This is a genomic window from Streptomyces sp. NPDC025784 (assembly GCF_055558435.1).
The window spans coordinates 372,535-388,554 of record NZ_JBVHMN010000003.1; the positions used below are offsets into that span (position 1 = coordinate 372,535).

The window sequence follows — 16,020 nt, forward strand, 5'->3', positions numbered from 1 at the left end:
AGGTGGCCGGCCGCAGCCCCGCGGAGCAACCACGGACGAGCGCCGGGCGACCCGACGCCGTCCAGCGGCAGACACTGCTGCGCCTGCGCGGACGCAGCGTCGCCTGGATGCCGCCGCTGCTCCTGCTCATCGGCATCGCCGTGTTCGACTGGAACAGCTCGGGCGAGTTCCGGATCATCTCGTGGATCGTGCTGGTGCCCGGCATCGCGGCGGCGATCTGCGGGGTGTGGGGCACGGCGGCGCTCGCGGTGCTCTCCCTGGCCACCTACATCGGTGTCGACACGTCCTGGCCGCACCAGTACCAGACCGGCCTGCCCGACTTCATCCTCGTCGCCCTGGGCAGCATGCTCGCGGTCCTCGCCTGCGCGGTCCGGGTCCGCGGCGAACAACGCATGCTGCACATGCGGGACGTCGCCGAGACCACCCGGCGCACGGTGCTGCGCCCGCTCGTGCCGGGCTGGGGCGGCCTGGACCACGCGGCCGTCTACCTCGCGGCGGACAGCGACGCCCGCGTCGGCGGGGACTTCTACGACATCCAGCCGGGGCTGCACGGCACGCGCGTCCTGCTCGGCGACGTCCAGGGCAAGGGGCTCGGAGCGGTGGAGGCGGCGGCCGCGCTGCTCGGCACGTTCCGGGAGTCGGGATACCACGAACCCCTGCTGCGCACGGTCGCCGACCGGCTGGAGGTGCGGATGCTGCGGCACGGCCGCTACACGTCCGCGCTCGGCCGCCTGGACGGCGACCGCTTCGCGACCGGAATCCTGATCGGATTCCCGCCGGATTCCACCGACAGCGTCGAGGTCATCAACTTCGGGCACGAACCACCGCTGGTGATCACCCCGGACGACGTGCGTCAGCTGCCGCCGGGCGACGGACTGCCGCTCGGGCTGAGCGAGCTGGGACAGGACCCGCCGCCGCTGATGGAGGTCCCGCTCGCGCACGGCGAGACGCTGCTGCTGGTCACCGACGGGGTGACGGAGGCCCGCGACGCGAGCGGCGCCTTCTTCCCGTTGCGCGAACAGGTGGCCCGCGCCCTGACCGAGGACCCGCGCACCGCGGACCCGCACCGCCTGGTGCGGTTCGTCCGCGACGGCACGCTGCGGCACGGCGGCGGCCGGCTGGCCGACGACACCACGATCTTCGCCGTGCGCCGCCGATAGCGCCCGCGACCGGCCGCGACCGGCCGGCGGAGCCCGCGCACGGGCGGGGCGTTCGCCCTCCCGCCGTCCCCGCTTTGCACGCGCAGCGGTTACGGTGCTGCCGTACGTGATCGATGGGGAGGGGAATCTGTGCCCGGAACCGTGCTGCTCCTCGCGGCCTCGCCGGTGGGCAAGGGGCGTCTGGTGGACGCGGCGTCCGTGCTCCCCGTCCTGGCCGCGGTGTCTCCCGCCGTGCTGTCCGGCAGCGACACGGCGAACGTCGTGGAACTGGCCGACCCGCTGGAGCCGCAGGCGGTCCTGACCCGGCTGCGTGCGGCGGCGGCCTCGCCCGGCCCGCTGACGGTCTTCCTCGCCGGCCAGCTCCAACTGGACCGCCGCCAGCGCCTGCCGCACCTCGCGCTCGCCCGCACCACCCCGGCCACGGTCCGCTACACCGCCTTCCCCTGGCACTGGATCACCGAGGAGCTCCGGCTGCGCCCGGCGGGCACGACCACGCTCCTCGTCGACCTGCACGCCGACGCGGAGACCTGGGACCATCTCGCCGCCCGCCCCCTGACGGCGGGGCCGTCCGCCGCGCTGTACGGCCGGATCGCGCCGCCGCCGCCCCGCCGCAGCGTGGCGGCTCCGGCGTACATGAGGGCGGCGGCCACCGTCCTGCGCAGCGGTCACCGGCCGCCCCTCGCCGAACTGCACCAGCAGGCGCTGACCCGGGCGACGGGCGAGGAGGCCAGGCCGGGGCCGCCCGACATCGTGCTGACACCGCAGGCGGTGGCGCGGCCGTGGCACGGCGCGTACGGCGCCGCCGCGGCCGCCGTACCCCCGCCCCTGCCGGCCGTGCCGCCCACGGCCCCGCCGACCGGCGGCTTCCGGCCGCTCGGGCCGCCCGCCGCGGTCTCCGCTCCGGGGGACGCCCACATCGGGACCCCGGCGGGTCCCGATCCTCACGAGACCATCACCGCTGCCGTCCAGGCCGGCCGGCACGGCGAGGCCGAGGCGCTGGCCGGGCGGCGGGAGCAGGAGGCGCTGCGGACGTACGGGCCCGCCTCCGAGCAGGTGCTGCACTGGATGGAGGTGCGCGCCGACCTGGCGATGTTCGCGGCGGACCCGGAGCGCAGCTGCCGCACCTGGCTGGCGGTCGCGGACGCCCGGCTGGGCGCGGGCGAGGCCCCCGACTCCCCGGCGGTGGAGTCGGCCGTGGACCGGGCCCACCACCAGTGGGGTCTTGTCGGCGACGCGGTGCCTGCCCGTGAACTGGGGTCCGCGCTCGCCGAGTTGAGACGGCGGGTGCCGGGCCGCCGGCAGGGGGCGCTGGACCACGTGCGGCAGCAGCTGCGCCAGCTCCAGACGCAGGCCTGAGGAGCAGGTCAGGCGACGTTCAGCGACGCCAGCGCCCCCGACACCAGTGTTCGCACGCCCGGCGCGACCACGGACAGGTCGGGGGCGAACAACGGGCTGTGGTTGCCGGGCACGGCGGCGAGCCGGTCCATCAGGTCGCCGCCGCCCGGGGCCGCGTCCCACACGTCGGCCGGGGTGCTCGTCACGAACCAGTAGGAGTACGGGAGTTCGCCCACCGCGAGCCGGTCGAAGTCCTCGCTGCCCATCGCCGGCCCGGGGTCGAGGACCGTCCCCGTGCCGAAGACCTCGGCGTGCACGGCGGCGACGCGGCGGTCCGTGTCGGGGTCGTTGACGGTCACCGGGAAGCTGCCGCCGACGGTGACGTCGGGTTCGCGGGGGCAGCCCGCCGCCGCGCACTCGCCCCGCGCGACACGGCGCACGGCGGCGATCATCCGCTCGCGGACCTCCTGCGACTGTGTGCGCAGGTTGAGGGACAGACGCGCCTCGGACGGAATGATGTTGTGCCGGGTGCCCGCCTCGATCCGTCCGACCGTCAGGACCGCGGACTCGCGCGCCGCGACCTCGCGGCTCACGACGGTCTGGAGCCGGGTCACGATGTACGCCGCCGTCACCACGGGATCGACGGTCGCCTCGGGGCGCGAGCCGTGGCCGCCGACGCCGTGCACCACGATGTCGATGTCGGTGGAGGCGGACATGATCAGGCCCGGGGAGTGCGCGTACAGACCGGCGGGGCCCGGCGCGACGTGCTGGGCGAGCAGCACGTCCGGCCGCGGGACGCGCTCGTAGAGGCCGTCCGCGAGCATCCCGGCCGCGCCCTCCCCGGTCTCCTCGGCGGGCTGTCCGACCAGCACCAGCGTGCCGCTCCAGGTGTCGCGTCCGGCGGCGAGCGCGTCGGCGGCGCCGGCCAGCCAGGTGACGTGCAGGTCGTGACCGCAGGCGTGCATGACCCCGGGCGTCGTCGACGCGTACGGCAGGCCGGTCTCCTCGGTGACGGGGAGCGCGTCCATGTCGGCGCGGAGCAGGACGGTGGGGCCTTCACCGTTGCGCAGCACACCCACGACTCCCGTGCCGCCGACACCGTCGTGGGTCTCGTACCCGGCCCGGCGCAGCCGCCCGGCGAGCCGGTCCGCCGTGCGGTGCTCGCGCAGGGACAGTTCCGGATGGCGGTGCAGGTCCCGGTAGAGGTCCTCCAGGTCCGGGACCGGGAGGTCGGCGGTGAGGTCCAGCGCGGTGCGGGCGGCGGGAGAGGTCACGGCATCAGCGTAGCCACGGAGGGCGGACGTCGGAGGGGGGTGCGTCATGACAGGGCCGGGGGGAGCGGCGGTCACCGGACGGCCACCGGCGGGAGAGCGGCGGTCACCGGGGCGGCGCCGTGGTCGTCCGGCGGCCGCCGGCGGAAGGGGGAGTTCCGCCGGCGGCCGCCGTACGTGCCGCCCCAGGGCGGCGGGCACCGGGGCGGGCCGGGTTCCCAAGGGGGGGCGGGACCCGGCCGGACCTCAGCGCCCTGTCTGTGCCACCGTCGACGGCACGTGCTGGGTGGGGCGGGGCGGTTCCGCCGCCCGCGCCGGGCCCGCGTTCGCGGCCGTGACCAGAGCCGCCACGGCGACGACGGCCGCACCGAACCCTCTGGAGTAGCGCGCGAAAAGACGTCGGACCACGGCGACCTCGCAACAACAGCAGCTTATTAAGCGGGCTTAATCCGTCGCTTAACGTAGGGGCTGCGGGTGTCAAAGAGCAAGAGCCGCCAGGAGGTTGGACAATAGTCAGGAGTCGTCCGAATGTAAGTCGACTTAATGGCATGCTTAATCCATGGCGGAGCGCGACGACCCGGAGATCATCGGGCGAAGGGTGCAACAGCTGCGTACGGACCGCGGTCTGACGCAGAAACAGCTGGCGGAGCCCGCGTACACGCCCGCCTACATCTCCACCCTGGAGGCGGGCCGGGTGCGGGCCTCCGAACCCGCGCTGCGGCACATCGCCGAGCGGCTCGGCATCGCCTACGAGGAGCTCACGACCGGGCGGCCCGCCCATCTCGCCACGGATCTGCGACTGCGGCTGACCGACGCGCAGCGCACCCTCGCCACCGGAGAGGCCGAGGTCGCGGCGGAGCAGTACGCCCTGCTCCTCGCGGAGGCGGACGTGCACGGGCTCGTCGCCGAGCAGGCCGCCGCGCTGCTGGGCCTCGGTGAATGCGCCCTGGAGACCGGCGATCTGGTCACCGCACGGGAGCGCTTCGAGGAGTCCGAGCGCCGCACGGGCGACGCGCCGCTGCCGCAGCGTGTGCCCGCCGTGCGCGGGCGGGCCGTCTCCCACTACCTCGCGGGCGAACTCCGCTACTCCTGCTACCTGTTCGAGTCCACGCTCGACGAGCTCAACCGCACCGGACTGCACGACCCCGACGCGCTGCTCCTGCTCTACACGGGAGTCATCGCGCCCTACATGGACATGGGCGCGCACGCCCGGGCCGCCCAGGCCGCCGAGTTCGCGCTGGCCCTCGCGCCGCAGGTCGGCGATCCGGCGCTGGTGGCGCGGATGCACCGCTCGGTGGCCCGCACGATGATCGCCGAGGGGCGCATCGCCGAGGCCGACGTGTCCCTGGCCAAGGCGGCCGAGCTCTACCGCCAGCTCCAGATCCGCACCGAACTGGCCAACTGCCACTGGATGCGCGGGTACCTGTACGCGCAGAACGGCGAACTGGAGCGTGCCGAGGCCGAGTTGCGCGAGGCGCAGGCGATGCTCTCCGCCAAGCGTGCCGCCCTCTACACCAGTCAGGTCGCCGTCGAGCTCGCCGACGTACTGCACCGGCGCGGCAAGTCGGAGGAGGCCGCAGCCCTGCTGCGGGAGGTGCTCGGAGACCTCAGTCCCGAGCGCGGAGCCATCCACTCGGCCGCCGCGCACCGGCTCCTCGGCATCATCGCGGAGGACGCCCGGGAGACCGAGGCGGCCGAGGAGCACTATGTGCGCGCGATGAGCCTGCTGGAGCGGGCCGGGGCGGCGGGGGACCTGGCCGACCTGTGCCGGCTCCTCGGCGACCTGCTGCGCCGTACGGGCCGCATCGAGGCGGCGCTCGACGCGTACCGCACGGGCCTCGGCCATCGCACCGCGCCGGGCACGACGACCCTGGGCCCGGCCCCGGCGCAGCCCCCGCTCTGACTCCCGCCGACGGCTCAGCCCCGGGCAGGGGCTCTCGGAGCGGGACCGCACGGGCGGGCGCGCCCGCAGCGGTGTCGCGCCGGCCGGCGGGCCGGTCACCCCATGCGCTCGACCGCGTCCTTGGCCTCCTTGAGGTCGGCGCCCGTGGCCTCGCGGTAGGCCTTGATGGCCTGGATCTTCTTGCCCTCCCGCAGCAGCGCGGTGACCTGCGGCAGCTCCGGATCGCCGGCGTGCAGGCCGAGGTGGTCGAGGATCAGGTCGAGCTTGCGCTCGACGCGGGCGATTCTGCGGTCGGTGCGGCCCAGCTTGCTTTCCAGTCCGGCGAAGCTCGCGATCATCAGTGCGGCCAGGACGAAGAGACCCGTTATTTCCATGGGCACCGATCCTAGGACCCGTCGCCCCGCAGGCCGACGCGGCGCAACAGTGCGAGCAGCGTGGCCCGTTCGTCCTGGTCGAGAGGGGCGAAGGAGGCGGTGAGGACCTCCAGCGTGATCGTGCGCCCGGCGGCGAGGACGCGCTCACCGTCCGGCGTGAGGCGGTGCTCGATGCGCCGGCCGCGTCCGGGGCGGCGCTCGACGAGGCCCTGCGCGGCGAGCCGGCTCGCCAGGGTGCCGAAGGACTGGTCGCCCTGGAAGGTGGCGACGGCCAGTTCGTGCGCGGAGGCGCCGGGCGCGCGGGCGATCGCGCGCAGGGCGTCCCACTGGGCGAGGGTCGTGCCGGCCGCGGCGAGGCGGGTGTCCAGTGCGCGGTGGTGCCGGTACTGCGCCTCCTTCACCGCGCGGCCCAGCTCTTCGAGGCCGAGGGCGTCGGACGCCCCTGGCGCGTCGGTCGCCCCCAGGGCGTCCGGGGCGTCCGACGGTCCTGGGGCGTGCGTCGGTTCCGGGGCGTTCGTCGGGTCGGCGGGACCGCCGGTGCGGCCGGCGGATGCGTCTGGCTGCGCGGTCATGTCCGGCATCCTAGTGCAGCGAATACGGTTGCTTATATAAGCATGCGTAGATACCTTGTGCCGTATGGCTGACATCACGACGCGGACCGTGTTCCCGCGCCCCGACCTCCCGCTCACCCTCACCGAGACCGGCCCCCGCGACGGCCGCGTCGCGCTCGTCCTGCACGGAGGGAGCGGGCCCGCCACCGTCGCGGCCGTCGCCGCGCACCTGGCCGGCGAGCGGCGCATGAGGGTCTTCCTGCCGACGCACCCCGGCTGGGACGGAACCGAACGCCCCGACTGGTTCACCGGGGTCGACGACCTGGCCCTCACCCATCTGCACTGGCTCCGCGACGAGGGGCACCGCGACGTGCTGGTCGTCGGCTCCTCGATCGGCGGCTGGGCGGCCGCCGAGATGGCCTTCCGCGACGACGGCGCGGTCATCGGCTCCCTGGTCCTGATCAACGCCGTCGGCGTGGCCGTCCCGGGGGAGCCGGTCCGCGACATCTTCGCCCTCACCCCGGGCGAGCTCGCCGCGTACGCGTTCCACGACCCCGCACGGCATGCCGTCGACCCCGCCACGCTCACCGCCGAGCAGATCGCGGCCCGGCGGGCCGACATGGAGACCGTGCGACTGCTGGCCGGCGACCCGTACATGCACGACCCGAAGCTGCTGAACCGACTCGGCCGGGTGCGGACCCCGGCCCTGGTGCTGTGGGGCGAGAGCGACCGCATCGTCACGCCCGCGTACGGTCGCGCCCTCGCCGCGGCCCTTCCCCACGCGCGGTTCGAGACCGTGCCCGGGGCCGGGCACCTGCCGCACCTCGAACGGCCCGCCGCCACGTTCGCCGCGCTGGACGCCTATCTCGACGGCCTTTCCGACGAGCGCGCGAAGACCGACTGGCGCCGCCCCGCGGCTCTTGGACCCCGACCGCCCGCGCGGCCACCGGCCGGCGGCCCGGACCGCGGCCACCCGCCGTCCGCCCCGGGGGCCTAACCGCCCGAGCCGCCCGTCCTCGTTCCCGTGCCCGCGTTCGCGTCCTGACCCCTCGTGGACCGGTCGGCGGTGGACCTGGGCGCCGACCCCTCGATGTCGATCACCGCACCCAGCTTCACCTGCTGGTACAGCCACGCCGCGTCCGTCGAGCGCAGGCCGATCCAGCCCGTCGTGTGGTCGTAGTTGCCGGGCGCCTTCTCGTCGTGCGCGATGGCGGCGATGAAGTTCGCCGACCCGTCGGAGAAGGACAGTTCGATCACCCAGGACAACTTGAGGTCGTAGTCCGACTTGAGGCCGACCGTGGTGGCCGGCATCACCTTGGCCGCGCTCTTGGCGGTGACCGTCATCCGGCCCGTCGCCGTGGGCCGGAACTCGGTGCCGGAGGTGATCGGCAGGACGCGGCCCGCGACTTCCATCTGCCGCCGGGACAGGTCGACCGTGGCATCGGGCGTCGCCGGGAGGCTGGGGGTGCCGGTGGGGCTCGCGGCGGGGGCGGGCCGCTGGTCCGTGCCGCCGCCCGGGCCGACCGCGACGAGCAGGGCGAGCGCCGCCGCGGCGGACACGGAGGCGGTCGCCACGACCGTACGCCGACGACGTCGGCGGCGTACCGCCCGGCCTCGGATCTCCGCACCCGTCAGCACCGGGTGGTTCTCGCCCTCGGCGGCCAACTCGCGCAGGTTCGAGGTGAGTTCATCGGACACGGTCGTCCTCCCTCTCCTCCTCGTCCGTCGAGTCCGCCGAGAGCACCTGGGCCAGTGCCGCCCGGCCGCGGGACAGACGGGCCTTGACCGTGCCCACGGGAGCCCCGGTTTCGGAGGCTACCTGCTCCACACTCATGTCGCACAGATGGTGCAGGACCAGGGCCATCCGCTGCGCATCCGGCAGGGTGCGCAGCGCGGCGACCAGGGCGGTGCGCTCCGGATCGGGTCCCGGGGTGTGCTCGGGCGGCGGAGTGCGGCGCACGAGTTCGAGCCAGCGGCGCGCACGGCGCCAGCGGCTCACCGCGAGCCGCATCGCCACCGTCCGTATCCACGCCTCGGGCGCACTGTCGGCGAGGAATTCCCGCCGCCGGTCCCAGGCGCGGACGAACGCCTCCTGGACGACGTCCTGCGCCTCACCGTGGTCCCCGGTGAACGCGTAGAGCTGACCGGTCAGCCGGGGGAACGCGGTCGCGTAGAACGCGTCGAACTCTTCCTCGGTCATGCCCCCCGCCGGAGTTTCCGGAATTTCCGCGGCCCGATGCAACCCGGCCGTCCCTGCCGTGCGTACAGGTCCCGTACGTGGCACATCGAAACACACCACAGGGGGATCACGATGACCACCGGAGTCAGGGGACGCCGGCCGGGCCGCGCCTGGGGGGCGGCGGCGCTGGCCGTGTGCGCGCTCGCGCTGGCCGGCTGCTCGGGGCGGGCCGTGGCCGACGGGAGCGGAGGCACGGGGACGGGCGCCGCACCCGAGGCCACCGCGACCGTCAACCCGGGCCTGCAGAAGGGGCACAAGGCCACGCCGAAGCCGCTGAAGTCGCTGCCGGGCGCGCACGTCAACATCGCCGACAGACAGACCGTCGGCATCGGCATGCCCATATCGGTGACCTTCGACCGTGCCGTACCGGCCGCCGAACGGGCCGACGTGGAACGGCAGTTGAAGGTCACCGCCGACGTCGAGGGCGCGTGGAGCTGGGTCAAGGACCGCAATCTGCTCGACGGGCAGCGCGTCGACTTCCGGCCGCGCACGTACTGGAAGCCCGGCACGGAGGTCACCGTCCGGGCCGGCGCCGGGATCACTCGGCATTTCACGGTGGGCCGCTCCCTCGTCGCCACGGTCGATGTCCGCACACACTCCATGACGGTTGAGAAGGCCGGTACGACGCGAAAGGTTCCCGTCACGGCGGGCGCCCCGGGCATGGAGACCTGGAACGGCACCATGGTCGTCTCCGACAAGGCGACCAAGGTCTTCATGAACTCGCAGACCGTCGGCTACGGCGACGCGTACGCGGGTTACTACTACTACGCCGTGCACCTCACCACCTCGGGCACCTATCTCCACCAGAACCCGAAGGCCAACACCTACGCCGGGCACCAGAACGTCACCCACGGCTGCGTCGGACTCGCCACCGACGGCACCGCGAAGAGGTTCTACGACGAGGTCGTCCCCGGCGACGTCGTCAAGGTCGTCGGCTCCAAGGACACGGTGGCCGTGGGCAACGGATACGGCGACTGGAACCTCGGCTGGGAGCAGTGGAAGGCGGGCAGCGCGCTGTCCTGAGAACGCGCGGGAATTTTCCCGCCGGGTGTCATCCGGCGTACGGGCCGACGGAGTTTGGAGGAGTGGAGAGGCGCCCTCCGCACCGTTTCACCGCCGCACGTTCCTCACATCGCAAGGAGAGTCCGTCCATGACACGGATGCAGAAGTATCTGGCCGCGACCGCCGTGGCCGTCGCGCTGGTCGGGGCGCCCACGGTGTCGTACGCCGTCTCGCAGGGGAAGGCGGCGTCCGGCACCTCCACCCACGCGGCGGCACGGACCGAACGCGCCACCGTCGTCCGGCCGGTCGCCGAGGCCGCCGCCAGGAAGGCTCCCACCGCCCGGATCGTCGCCCCCGGCGAGCACGTCGCCGTGGACGGCGCGGAGATCTGGCTCACGGCCGAGGGCAAGCACTGGACGACGGCCGGCGACCCCGAGCCGCAGTTCCGCAGCGTCGTCGACGGCAACGTCGACCTGACCCGGCCGGGCGTGTCGATGCAGGCCGAAGGCGACGCCGAGGGACGCTACTTCCTCTCCGGTCTCTACTACGGCGGCAAGGGCACCGCGTCCCGTGTCACCGTCGAGACCAAGTCCGGCACCGTGCACGGCAAGTTGCTGGAACTCGCCGGCAAGCCCGGCTGGGGCGTCTGGTACGCCACCACCCAGGTCCCGGCCGACGGCAAGGGCGACCCCGACTTCCTCGGCAACGTCACCGTCCGCGACACCAAGGGCCGGATCTACGCCCAGCTGAAGTGAGCCCGGTGGTGCGGGAGAGCCGGGTTGTTCAGGTCTCGGCTCCCCCGCACCGCCTCCACCCCCACGTACCCGACACCGAGGGACCGCCGGCCGTGCCGCTCACCCCCACCGACGCCTCCCAGGACTCCGCCGACGACGGCGACTTCGCCGCGTACGCGACCGCGGCCTGGCCCCGCCTGGTCCGCACCGCGCACATGCTCACCGGGGACTTCCACGAGGCCGAGGATCTCGTCCAGACCACGCTGGCCAAGGTGTACGCGCGCTGGCGGCGCATCCCGCGCGACGACGTCGACTTCTACGTGCGCCGCTCGCTGGTCAACAACAACCTCAGCCGGGTGCGCAAGAGACGTGTCGTGCAGCTGCTGATGCCGTTCCTGCCCGAGCGGGTGGACGAGAGCGAGCCCGGCCACGCGGAGGCCGTCGCCCAGCGAGCGGCCCTGGACGAGGCCCTCGCGGCCCTGTCGGCGCGGCAGCGCGCCGTGATGGTGCTGCGCTACTGGGAGGACCTCGGCGAGGCCGAGACGGCCCAGCTCCTCGGCTGTTCGGTCGGCACCGTCAAGACCCATGCCCGGCGTGGCCTCGAGGCCCTGCGGGCCCACCCCCTGTTCGACGGCCGACACCCCGTTTCCGGAGCCCGCCCATGAACCACCCGTTCCGTTCCCCGCGTCCGCCGGCCGAGGCCGAGCGGCTGCGCGAGGTGTTCGCCGAAGCCGCCTACGACGTCACCCCGTCAGTGGTTCCCCTGGCCGCCATCGAACGCGAGGGCCGGCGGCGCAGACGGCGGCGCGGGGTCGCCGTGCTCGTGGCGGCCTGCGGGGTGCTGCTGGTGCCGCTGGCCGTGGTGGTGTTCGGCACGGGTGCGGCCGGCGAGCCGTCCGCTCCCGGCAGCAGCGTGCGCCCGCCCTCCCCGACGGCCGGCACGGCGAGCCCCTCGCCCTCGGCGTCCGCGGGGACGGTGCGTGTGGTGGCGCCCGGCGAGCGCGTGACGGTCTCGCCCGGCACCAGGATCTGGCTCACCGAGGACGGCAAGCACTGGACGGAGCCGGGCGCGCCCGGCTCCCAGTTCCGCAGCGTCAGCGACGGCAACCTCGACATGAGCAGCCCCGGCATCAGCCTCCAGGAGTCGGGACAGGGCGACGTCTACTTCCTCTCCGGCATCTTCCACGGCCCGGGAGAACCGGCCCGTGTCACGGTCACCACGTCCGCGGGCGACGTCGACGGCACCGCCCTCGTCCTCGCGGGCAAGCCCGGCTGGGGTGTCTGGTACGCGCAGGTGAAGGTGCCGAAGTCCGCCACGCCCGACGGCCTCATGACCGGCGTCACCGAGCGGGTCACGGTCCACGACTCGGCGGGCGGGGTCGTCGCGACCCAGGACTTCACCCCGTGAGCGCCCCGGGCGGCTCCGCCGGGACGGAGCCGGACGCCTTCGCGGCGGGGCGGGCGCCCCGGTCGGTGCGCACCCGCGTCGGCCGGTTCCTCCGCGCGCGCCGGATCCGGGCCCGGCGCACCCGTGGCCGGCGGCTGCGCCGGGTGCTGGTCGCGCTGGCCGTCGTGCTCGCCGCCCTGGCCGGAGCGGCCGTGGTGGCGTACCGGCTGACGGTGATTCCCGAGCCGCATCCCGAGACGGCGATGCAGAGCACGGTCTTCGTGGACGGCCACGGCGGCTATCTGGGCCGGCGCGGCCCGGTCGACCGCCAGGAGGTGCCGCTCTCCCAGGTACCCCGGCATGTGCAGGAAGCGGTGATCGCCGCGGAGAACCGTTCCTTCCGTACGGACAGCGGGGTCTCGCCGAGCGCCGTCGCCCGCGCCGCGTGGTCGACGCTGAGCGGCGGTGGACGCCAGGGCGGCTCCACGATCACGCAGCAGTACGTGAAGAACGCCCTGCTCAGCCCCGAGCGCTCACTGTCCCGCAAGGCGCGCGAGGCACTCATCGCCGTCAAGCTGGACCGCACCCGCTCGAAGGACGAGATCCTGGCGGGCTACCTCAACACGGTGTACTTCGGCCGCGGCGCGGCCGGCGTCCAGGCCGCCGCGCGCAACTACTTCGGCGTGGACGCGCAGGACCTGAGCATCGGTCAGGGAGCCGCGCTCGCCGCCGTCGTCAACATCCCCTCGTACTACGAGAAGGCGGGCTCCGACGCGACGGTGACGGCGAAACTCGAACACCGCTGGGAGTGGGTGCTGGACGCGATGGCGGACAGCGGGGCGATCACGTCCGCCCAGCGCGCGGCGGCCCGCTTCCCGGCGTTCCGCTTCTATCCTCCCGGCGCCACGGACGGCCAGCGCCAGTACCTGATCGACGTCGCCGCGAAGGAGGCCGCCGGCCGGCTCGGCATCACCCAGGACGAACTGGCCCGCGGCGGCTACACCGTCCGCACCACCTTCGACCTCACGGCCCAGGACGCGGCCTGCGAACAGATCGCCGGGCTGCCGCCGGGCAAGGACACGCGGCTCCACACGGCCGTCGTGGCGCTGGTCCCCGGCGACGGCGCCGTACGCGTCCTGTACGGCGGCGCGGACTACGCCCGGCAGCCCTTCAACGACGCGGTCGCGGGAGCCGTGGAGGCGGGTACGGCGCTCGGGCCGTTCGCCGGGACCCGGCTGGGCGCGCCGCTCAGCGGCCTGCCGCGCGCCGCCGCACCGACCCCGTACCGGATGGCCGCCGCCTATGCCACGGCGGCGGCCCACGGCAGCTACGCGCGGCCCTACACCGTCGAGCGGATCACCCGCGCCGGACGCACCCTCTACGCGGCGCGCCCGCACACCAGCACCGCCATGGACCCGTTCTCCGCGGTGCTGGTCAACAAGCGCATGGCCGTCGCCTCCGGAGTTCTGCCCGCCGCCTTCACGGGCGGCGCCGGGACCCGCACCCTGTGGCGGACCACGTACGACGACGGCCTCGCCGTCACGGCCGCGCTCTTCGCCCGGCGCCCGGCCCGCCACGGGCACGCGGCCCGCACGGCCCAGTTGCCCACCGGGGCCGGCGACCTCGCCGTACGCGTCACCACAGAGGTGCGTGACCGGCTGAAACAGTCGACCCCCGGGGTGGCCCGCACCCCCGTGCCGACCTCCCCGGCACGGGGCGGCGGCCCGGTGCCGTGACCTGAGGTTCGCGCGATCGAGACCTTCACAGCCCTTCCGTCCCCGTGCGGCACAGCCATACTGGACGCACGATGACGAAATCCTCCGCGCCCAGGCGCCACCTGCCCACCAGCCCCTTCGCCGCCCCGGTCGTCCCCGTGGCCAAGGAGTTCAGCCTCGGAGACCGCGTCTCCCACGACCAGTACGGCCTGGGCACGATCGTCGGCGCCGAAGAGGGCATCGCGATGCTCGTCGACTTCGGTGCCCAGCGGGTTCGCGTACTCAGCCCCTACGGCCGGATGGACCGGCTCTGACCCGCCCCACGAACGGCCCACACCGCTAGCCGCCCACCAGGCCGGGACCCACGCTGGACGCATGACTGCCCCGGCGCGTGACGACCTGCCCTTCGACGACCTCAGCGACTTCGAGAACGCCGATCGGGGATTCATCGCTGCGCTCGTGCCGGGCGTCGTGCGGGACGCCGACGGCGGGGTCGTGCACGACGCGGACGCCTACGCGTTCCTGGAGGACGACTGCCCGGACACGGCGCACCCCAGCCTGTGGCGGCAGGCCCGGCTGTGCGCCCGGCAGGGCCTGTACGAGGTGACCGAGGGCGTCTACCAGGTCCGTGGCCTCGACCTGTCGAACATGACCCTCGTCGAGGGCAGCCGGGGCGTGATCGTCATCGACCCGCTGATCTCCGCCGAGTGCGCCGCGGCCGCCCTGGCGCTGTACCGGGAGCACCGCGGGCAGCGGCCCGTCACGGGACTGATCTACACCCACTCGCACGTCGACCACTTCGGAGGCGCCCGCGGGGTGCTCCCGCACGGCACCGAGGACGGGGTGCCCGTGCTCGCCCCCGAGAACTTCCTGGAGCACGCGGTCAGCGAGAACGTCCACGCCGGCAACGCGATGCTGCGGCGCGCCACCTTCATGTACGGGTCACGGCTGCCGACAGGACCCCGGGGACAGATCGGCACCGGCCTCGGCACGACCACCTCGACCGGTACCGTCGGCCTGGTCACGCCGACCGTGGACATCACCCGCACCGGCCAGACCGAGGTCGTCGACGGCGTACGGATCGTCTTCCAGCCGACGCCCGGCACCGAGGCGCCCGCCGAGATGAACTTCCTGCTGTCCGAGCAGCGCGCCCTGTGCATGGCCGAGAACGCCTGCCACACCCTGCACAACCTGGTCACCCTGCGCGGCGCCCCGGTCCGCGACGCCCGCGTCTGGGCCCGCTACCTCGACGAGGCGATCGACGTCTTCGGCGACACCTACGACGTCGGCTTCGCCTCCCACCACTGGCCGACCTGGGGACGGGACAACGTCGTCCGATTCCTCGGCGAGCAACGGGACCTGTACGCCTACCTGCACGACCAGACGCTCCGCCTCCTCAACGAAGGCCTCACCGGCACCGAGATCGCCGAGGAACTGCGCCTGCCGCCCGCCCTGGAGACCGCCTGGCACGCCCGCGGCTACTACGGCTCCGTCAGCCACAACGTCAAAGCCGTCTACCAGCGCTACATGGGCTGGTACGACGGCAACCCCGCCCACCTGTGGGAGCACCCGCCCGTCGAACTCGCCCGGCGCCACGTCGACGTGGCGGGCGGCCCGGAGCAGACGCTGGCCAAGGCCCGTACGTACGCCGAAGCGGGCGACCTGCGCTTCGCCGCCACCCTGCTGCTCCATCTCGTCTTCGCCGACCCGGAGAACACGGCCGCCAAGGAGGAGCTCGCCACCGTCTACGAGCGCCTCGGGCACGGCTGCGAGAACGGGCCCTGGCGCAACATCTACCTGACCGGCGCCCTGGAGCTGCGGGAGGGCCCGGCCGCCAACGAGGTCGACACCTCGGGCACCGAGATGGCGTCCGCGCTGACCGTGAGCATGCTTCTCGACTCGCTCGCCGTCCGCATCGACGGCCCGCGGGCCTGGAACGACCACATGACCCTCGACTTCGTCGTCATCGACGAGCAGCGCCGCCACCGGGTCAACCTGCACCACGGCGCCCTGACGCACCGCGACATGCCCGTCCACCACACCCCGAAACCGCACGCCGGCCTCACCCTGATCCTCACCCGCCCGGAACTGATCGGCGTCCTCGCGGGCGAGGGCCTGGCGGGCATCGAGACGGACGGCGACCCCGAACTCCTGACCCGCCTGCTCTCCTACACCTCGGACCCCGACAGGGCCTTCCCGATCGTCACCCCGTAGGAGAACCGGCCCTCGGGCACGGCCCGAACACACCCCTGGGCGCGGGCGGTTCCCCCCGACTGCCTTGACGGGCCGACTTCCTGCCATGAGAGGGCGATCCGAGGTGCCCGGGACAGTCGTGAGGCCCGATGCGCC

16 protein-coding genes are annotated in these 16,020 nt (G+C 73.9%); 11 read left to right on the plus strand and 5 right to left on the minus strand.

The features are described from left to right. Positions 1-2: 2 nt before the first annotated feature. The gene (locus ACZ4IF_RS11215) at positions 3-1,160 is read left to right on the plus strand and encodes a PP2C family protein-serine/threonine phosphatase (RefSeq protein WP_467561604.1); all 1,158 of its coding nucleotides are present in this window, start codon (positions 3-5) and stop codon (positions 1,158-1,160) included. Positions 1,161-1,289: 129 nt separating this feature from the next. Next, the gene (locus tag ACZ4IF_RS11220) at positions 1,290-2,516 is read left to right on the plus strand and encodes a hypothetical protein (RefSeq protein WP_467561606.1); all 1,227 of its coding nucleotides are present in this window, start codon (positions 1,290-1,292) and stop codon (positions 2,514-2,516) included. 8 nt (positions 2,517-2,524) lie between these two features. Here the strand turns inward: ACZ4IF_RS11220 and ACZ4IF_RS11225 are convergent, their stop codons facing one another. Beyond that, complete coding sequence (locus tag ACZ4IF_RS11225; RefSeq protein WP_467561608.1) at positions 2,525-3,769, minus strand: amidohydrolase; 1,245 nt, start codon at positions 3,767-3,769, stop codon at positions 2,525-2,527. A gap of 556 nt (positions 3,770-4,325) precedes the next feature. Between ACZ4IF_RS11225 and ACZ4IF_RS11230 the strand changes: the two genes are divergently transcribed. Beyond that, positions 4,326-5,669: a helix-turn-helix domain-containing protein gene (locus ACZ4IF_RS11230; RefSeq protein ID WP_467561610.1), complete on the plus strand. Its 1,344-nt coding sequence runs from the start codon at positions 4,326-4,328 to the stop codon at positions 5,667-5,669. Between the two features lie 95 nt (positions 5,670-5,764). Here ACZ4IF_RS11230 and ACZ4IF_RS11235 read toward each other — a convergent pair whose 3' ends face one another. Both ACZ4IF_RS11235 and ACZ4IF_RS11240 read right to left on the minus strand, forming a co-directional pair. Then, the gene (locus tag ACZ4IF_RS11235; RefSeq protein WP_359489181.1) at positions 5,765-6,043 is read right to left on the minus strand and encodes a ribosomal protein L7/L12; all 279 of its coding nucleotides are present in this window, start codon (positions 6,041-6,043) and stop codon (positions 5,765-5,767) included. 11 nt (positions 6,044-6,054) lie between these two features. Continuing rightward, the gene (locus ACZ4IF_RS11240) at positions 6,055-6,507 is read right to left on the minus strand and encodes a MarR family winged helix-turn-helix transcriptional regulator (RefSeq protein ID WP_467561779.1); all 453 of its coding nucleotides are present in this window, start codon (positions 6,505-6,507) and stop codon (positions 6,055-6,057) included. A 172-nt stretch (positions 6,508-6,679) separates the two neighbouring features. Here ACZ4IF_RS11240 and ACZ4IF_RS11245 point away from each other — a divergent pair, with 172 nt between their 5' ends. Beyond that, a complete protein-coding gene (locus ACZ4IF_RS11245) occupies positions 6,680-7,591 on the plus strand; it encodes an alpha/beta fold hydrolase (RefSeq protein WP_467561613.1) in 912 nt (303 codons plus the stop codon). Here ACZ4IF_RS11245 and ACZ4IF_RS11250 read toward each other — a convergent pair. Continuing rightward, a complete protein-coding gene (locus tag ACZ4IF_RS11250; RefSeq protein WP_467561615.1) occupies positions 7,588-8,292 on the minus strand; it encodes a L,D-transpeptidase in 705 nt (234 codons plus the stop codon). The genes ACZ4IF_RS11245 and ACZ4IF_RS11250 overlap by 4 nt on opposite strands. Then, entirely contained in the window at positions 8,282-8,794 is a 513-nt protein-coding gene (locus ACZ4IF_RS11255) for a SigE family RNA polymerase sigma factor (protein ID WP_467561617.1), read from the minus strand. The genes ACZ4IF_RS11250 and ACZ4IF_RS11255 overlap by 11 nt, the downstream gene beginning before the upstream one ends. Positions 8,795-8,905: 111 nt before the next feature. Here ACZ4IF_RS11255 and ACZ4IF_RS11260 point away from each other — a divergent pair, with 111 nt between their 5' ends. The 7 genes from ACZ4IF_RS11260 to ACZ4IF_RS11290 all read left to right on the plus strand — a co-directional run bounded on the left by ACZ4IF_RS11260 (position 8,906) and on the right by ACZ4IF_RS11290 (position 15,885). Next, positions 8,906-9,856, plus strand: coding sequence for a L,D-transpeptidase (locus ACZ4IF_RS11260; protein ID WP_467561619.1), 951 nt, complete (start codon positions 8,906-8,908; stop codon positions 9,854-9,856). A 128-nt stretch (positions 9,857-9,984) separates the two neighbouring features. Further along, the gene (locus tag ACZ4IF_RS11265) at positions 9,985-10,590 is read left to right on the plus strand and encodes a hypothetical protein (RefSeq protein WP_467561621.1); all 606 of its coding nucleotides are present in this window, start codon (positions 9,985-9,987) and stop codon (positions 10,588-10,590) included. Positions 10,591-10,682: 92 nt separating this feature from the next. After that, positions 10,683-11,234: a SigE family RNA polymerase sigma factor gene (locus ACZ4IF_RS11270; RefSeq protein ID WP_359489193.1), complete on the plus strand. Its 552-nt coding sequence runs from the start codon at positions 10,683-10,685 to the stop codon at positions 11,232-11,234. Beyond that, positions 11,231-11,977 carry a hypothetical protein gene (locus tag ACZ4IF_RS11275; RefSeq protein WP_467561623.1) on the plus strand — a complete coding sequence of 249 codons (747 nt, stop codon included), beginning with the start codon at positions 11,231-11,233 and terminating at the stop codon, positions 11,975-11,977. Before ACZ4IF_RS11270 ends, ACZ4IF_RS11275 begins: the two co-directional genes overlap by 4 nt. After that, positions 11,974-13,692, plus strand: coding sequence for a transglycosylase domain-containing protein (locus ACZ4IF_RS11280; protein ID WP_467561624.1), 1,719 nt, complete (start codon positions 11,974-11,976; stop codon positions 13,690-13,692). The genes ACZ4IF_RS11275 and ACZ4IF_RS11280 overlap by 4 nt, the downstream gene beginning before the upstream one ends. A 71-nt stretch (positions 13,693-13,763) precedes the next feature. Then, the gene (locus tag ACZ4IF_RS11285; protein ID WP_095935547.1) at positions 13,764-13,985 is read left to right on the plus strand and encodes a hypothetical protein; all 222 of its coding nucleotides are present in this window, start codon (positions 13,764-13,766) and stop codon (positions 13,983-13,985) included. A gap of 61 nt (positions 13,986-14,046) precedes the next feature. Next, positions 14,047-15,885, plus strand: a complete 1,839-nt coding sequence (locus ACZ4IF_RS11290) for an alkyl/aryl-sulfatase (protein WP_467561627.1) — start codon at positions 14,047-14,049, stop codon at positions 15,883-15,885. Positions 15,886-16,020 lie beyond the last annotated feature (135 nt).